General features: G+C 71.5%; 4 protein-coding genes. All 4 read left to right on the forward strand.

Annotated features, from left to right (window positions below; all coding sequences use genetic code 11):
• Positions 1 to 820, forward strand: an 820-nt coding sequence (locus A7A76_RS06905) for a PilN domain-containing protein (RefSeq protein WP_206410498.1), incomplete at its 5' end; no start/stop codon positions are given.
• Complete coding sequence (gspM, locus tag A7A76_RS06910) at positions 810 to 1505, forward strand: type II secretion system protein GspM (RefSeq protein WP_343225296.1); 696 nt, start codon at positions 810 to 812, stop codon at positions 1503 to 1505. The genes A7A76_RS06905 and gspM, both read left to right, overlap by 11 nt.
• Complete coding sequence (locus tag A7A76_RS06915) at positions 1495 to 2286, forward strand: general secretion pathway protein GspN (RefSeq protein ID WP_206410499.1); 792 nt, start codon at positions 1495 to 1497, stop codon at positions 2284 to 2286. Before gspM ends, A7A76_RS06915 begins: the two co-directional genes overlap by 11 nt.
• A gap of 23 nt (positions 2287 to 2309) precedes the next feature.
• On the forward strand, positions 2310 to 4553 hold the full coding sequence (gene gspD / locus A7A76_RS06920; RefSeq protein WP_206410500.1) for a type II secretion system secretin GspD: 2244 nt from the start codon (positions 2310 to 2312) through the stop codon (positions 4551 to 4553).
• Positions 4554 to 5067 lie beyond the last annotated feature (514 nt).

The raw sequence follows: 5067 nt of genomic DNA on the forward strand, positions 1-5067 counted from the left end.
GGCGGCGAGCCTGCGCCGGCGCCTGGCCCTGCCGGCCGCCGCCGCCGACCGCCTGCGCGACGTGGTCGGCTTCGAGATCGACCGCCAGACCCCGTTCACCGCCGACGCGGTCGCCTTCGACGCGCGCGTGCTGTCGCGCCGCGACGGCGACGGCCAGATCGACGCCGAACTGGTCGCGGTGCCGCGCCAGTCGCTGGACCCGCAGCTGCAGGCGATCGGCCCGCTGGCCGCGACCCTGGCCGGCATCGAAGTGGCCGGCGCCGACGGCGTACCGCTCGGCGTCAACCTGCTGCCGCCGGCGCAGCGGCGCACCCGCAGCGACCCCTTCCGCTACTGGAACCTGGCCCTGGCCGCAGTCGCGCTGCTGGCCCTGGCCGCGGCGATGTGGCAGGTGCTCGACAACCGCCGCGCCGCGATCAAGGACCTGCAGCAGACCATCGCCCGCAACGCCAACGCCGCGCGCCAGGCCGCGACCCAGCGCCAGGAACTGGTCGACCTGATCGAAGGCCAGGCCTTCCTCGACCGCACCCGCGCCGCGCGCCCGAGCACCGTGCAGATCATCGACGAACTGAGCCGGCGCATGCCCGACAGCACTTACCTGGAAAAGCTGGCGATCGAGGACGAGAGCCTGCTGATGATCGGCCTGAGCCGCGAGGCGTCCTCGCTGATCGGCAAGCTGCAGGGCACGCCGCTGTGGCGCTCGCCGGCGTTGACCGGCGCGGTCCAGCCCGACCCGGCCACCGGCCGCGACCGCTTCACCCTGACCGCCGAGATCGGCCCGCCCAAGACCCAGAACGCGGAGGGCGCACGTGGCCCTTAACGCGACCGGCAACCGCCTGCGCCAGCTCGGCGCCGACCGCGAACGCTGGCTGGCCCTGGGCCTGCTGGTCGCCGCGCTCGGCATCGCCTACGCGGTGCTGATCCACCCGTGGTGGACGGTGCCGATGCTGGAGGCCGACGACACCCTGCACGGATTGCAGGAGCGCGAACTGCGCCAGCGCATGGAACTGCAGCAGGCGCCGCAGGTGCGCAACCTGCTGCAGCGCGTGCGCGAGCAGCAGTCCAGCCGTCCCGGCTTCCTGTCCGAGGCCACCGCCGAGCTGGCCACCGCCGGCCTGGTCCAGCGCCTGGAAACCGTGGTGCTGCAAGCCAGCCCGGGCAACCGCAGCTGCGGCATCGTCAACCGCTCGCCGCTGGCCGAACCGCGCCGCGGCGACCGCTACGCGCGCGTGGTGGTGCAGGTGCGCCTGCGCTGCGGCGCGCCGGAGACCGCGGCGGTGCTGCATTCGCTGGAAAGCGGTTCGCCGCGCCTGTTCGTCGGCAACCTCAACCTGCTGTCCACGCGCGGCTACTTCGTGCCCGGCAGCGCCGGCCCGGCCAACGACGGCGGCCTGGACGTGAGCTTCGACCTGTACGGCTACCTGCGTCCCAACCCCGCCGCGCCGGCCGCGGCCAACCCGCGCGGCGGCAACGCCAACGCCGGCGGAGGTGCCGATGCGCCTTGACGATGCCAGCCCGCGGACCTGGTTGCTGGCCACCGCGGCCGGCTGGGCGCTGCTGACCTGGGTGCTGGCGCTGGCCGGCATGGGCCGCCACGTCGACGCCCTGCCGCCCGACCCGACCCTGGTCAAGCCGCTGCCGCAGGCGCGCAAGAGCCCGCCCGACGCGCTCGGCCCGCTGAGCCAGTACGGCGAGATCGCCGCGCGCCCGTTGTTCGTCGACGACCGCCGGCCCAAGCCGTTCTTCATGCAGGGCAAGGGCGAGGGCGAGAACCAGCAGGCCGCGTTCGACTACCTGCTGACCAGCGTGCTGATCACCCCGCAACTGTCGATGGCGATCCTGCAGCCGGCCGACGGCAGCGAGTCGGTGCCGGTCAAGCTCGGCGAGGTGCCCGAGTCGCATCCGTCCTGGCGCCTGAGCTCGCTGGAGCCGCGCCGGGCGGTGTTCGAAGGCCCCGAGGGCCGGCGCGAACTGGACCTGCGCGTGTTCAACGGCCAGGGCGGCCAGCCGCCGACCGCGGTCGCCGGCCCGCAACCGCAGCCGCAACCGGGCGGCCGGCCGATGCCGGTGCCGATGCCCGCGCCGAACCGGCCGGTGCCGCAGCCGCAGCCGCAGGCGAACGTGCCGCCGCCGCCGCAACCCACGCCCGCGCCGCAGGGCGCCGACGCCACCGCCGCACCGCTGACCGAGCAAGCCCAGATGGAAGCCATCCGTAAGCGCATCGAAGCGCGACGCGCGCAATTGCGGCAGCAGCAAGCCGCCCAACCCCCGGCCAACTCGCCTTGAGACTGGCACGCAGAGTGGAACGCATGAAGCAACGAACTCAGCAATTCGCCACCCACGCCCTGGCCGCGGCGATCATCGCCACCCAGCTGGCCTCGTGCGCCAGCGTGATTTCTCCGAAGCTCAAGCGCGACGGCGATCCGCGGGCGATGAAGGGCGCGAGCGAGGAGAAGGCCGGCGTGCGCATGGTGCACAACGGCGTCGAGCAAGAGCCGCTGCCGACCAAGACCGAGGAAGAAGGGCCCACGGCGCAGATCCGCCGCGGCACCGGCCAGGTCATCAACCGCAGCGCCGCGTCCAGGCCGCCGCCGGGCCTGCCGGGCACCACCGGCACCGCCTCGTTCAACTTCGAAGGCGAATCGCTGCACGCGGTGGTCAAGGCGATCCTCGGCGAGATGCTCGGGCAGAACTACGTGATCGCGCCGGGCGTGCAGGGCACGGTCACCTTGTCCACGCCCAAGCAGGTCAACGCCTCGGAGGCGATGAACCTGCTCGAGATGGTGTTGAGCTGGAACAACGCGCGGCTGATCTACAGCGGCGGCCGCTACAACATCGTGCCGGCCGACCAGGCCCTGCCCGGCAACGTCTCCGCGCGCACCGGCGGCGCCGAGACCGCGCGCGGCTTCGAAGTGCGCACGGTGCCGCTGAAGTACGTCTCGGCCACCGAGATGGAGAAGATCCTCAAGCCTTACGCGCGCCCCAACGCGATCGTCAACGTCGACAACGCGCGCAACGTCATCACCGTCGGCGGCACCCGCGCCGAGCTCGAGCACTACCTGCGCACGATCGAGGTGTTCGACGTCGACTGGCTGTCGGGCATGTCGGTGGGCGTGTTCCCGCTGCAGTCGGGCAAGGCCAGCAAGGTCGTGGCCGACCTGGAGAAAGTGTTCGGCGAACAGAGCAAGTCGCCGGTGTCGGGCATGTTCCGCTTCATGCCGATCGAGGGCGCCAACGCGGTCATGGTGATCACCCCGCAGGCCGAGTACCTGGACGACATCAAGGACTGGCTCGAACGCATCGACAGCGCCGGCGACGGCGTGCAGCTGTACACGCAGGAACTCAAGTACATCAAGGCCAAGGATCTGGCCGACCGGCTGTCGGAAGTGTTCGGCGGCGGGCGCAGCGGCGGCGGTGGCGGCGAAAGTTCGCCCTCGCTGATGCCGGGGCTGGAATCCACCGAAGTGCGCGACAACGGCAGCGGCACCTCCACCGCCGATATCGGCAAGAGCAGCAGCGACAGCGGCCTGGGTTCGTCCGGCAGCGGCGGCGGCCTCGGCGGCGGCGCCTCGCTCGGCCAGCGCCAGGCCGGCAACGGCGCGGTGACGCTGGAGGTCGACGGCGCCAAGGTCGGCGTGGCCGCGGTCGAGGAAACCAACTCGATCCTGGTGCGCTCCACGCCGCAGGCGTGGAAGTCGATCCGCAACGTCATCGACAAGCTCGACGTGATGCCGATGCAGGTGCACATCGAAGCGCAGGTGGCCGAGGTCACCCTCACCAGCGGCATGAAGTACGGCGTGCAGTGGTTCCTGGAGCAGGCCGCGACCGACAACGGATTCCCCAACCTCAACCGCGCCACCAATCCGGCGGTGCCGTCCAAGTGGAGCACCATCGGCGCCAGCGTCGGCGGCAAGGGCGGCAACGGCCTGGTCTGGTCGCTGATCAAGAACGACGCCGCGGCGGTGATCAGCGCGCTCGACGAGGTCACCGACGTGCACATCCTGCAGACGCCGTCGGTGTTCGTGCGCAACAACGCCGAGGCCACGCTCAACGTCGGCACGCGCATCCCGATCGAGTCGGTGTCGGTGAACACCGGCATCGGCAACAACAACACCTACAGCCAGGTGCAGTACCTCGACACCGGCGTGATCCTCAAGGTGCGGCCGCGGGTGAGCCGCGACGGCATGGTGTTCCTCGACATCGTCCAGGAAGTCAGCTCGGCCGGCGCGCGCGTGGGCACCAGCAACAACGTCACCATCGACACCAAGAAGCTCAAGACCGAGGCGGCGGTGCAGAGCGGCGAGACGGTGCTGCTGGCGGGCCTGATCAACGACAAGACCGACCGCAACTCCAAGGGCCTGCCGGGACTGAGCCGGATTCCGGTCCTGGGCGGTTTGTTCGGCAACCAGGGCACGGCGACCGAGCGGCGCGAAACCATCATCCTGCTGACCCCGACCCTGGTGCGCAATCCGCAGGAATCGCGCGACCTGACCGACGAGTACAGCCGCCGCTTCCGCGCGATGGAACCGCTGAACCCGAAGAAAAAGAAGTGAGCCGCGCCGCCGCGAGGTGGCACGCGCGACCGCACGGGGCCGGCTTGCCGGCCCCGTTTTTTTGCGCGACGCCGACGGCTTTCTGGGCTTTCTGTAGGAGCGGCGCAAGCCGCGACCGCGCAACCCCACGCCGCGACGCGACTGCGATGCCGCGTATAGCAACGGCGAACACCGCGACCGCACGCCCCATTTGAACGTGGCGACGGCGCCGTCTTCGTTGCCGCGGTGGATTCTGGCCGTGATAGGGCTGCGACGCCGACGCGAACGTCGCGATCGCGAGGCTTGCGCCGCCGCCGCATTGGCGCGGTCGCGGCTTGCGCCGCTCCTACAGGGAGGGGCCGGCAGCGGCGCGGGCGGCCGCCGCTGACGCCGCCATCACCCGCTGGCGGCCGCGATCCCGCACACTATGGGCCGTCCCGCACCGACGCCCCGATGGCCGAACAGCGCATGCCCCCGCCGACGCACCGCCGCGCCGCCGCTGCCACGGCCCGCGCCGTCGGCGTCGCGGTGCGCT

This window comes from Lysobacter enzymogenes, from assembly GCF_017168095.1.
Classification (GTDB): Bacteria; Pseudomonadota; Gammaproteobacteria; order Xanthomonadales; family Xanthomonadaceae; genus Lysobacter; species Lysobacter enzymogenes_D.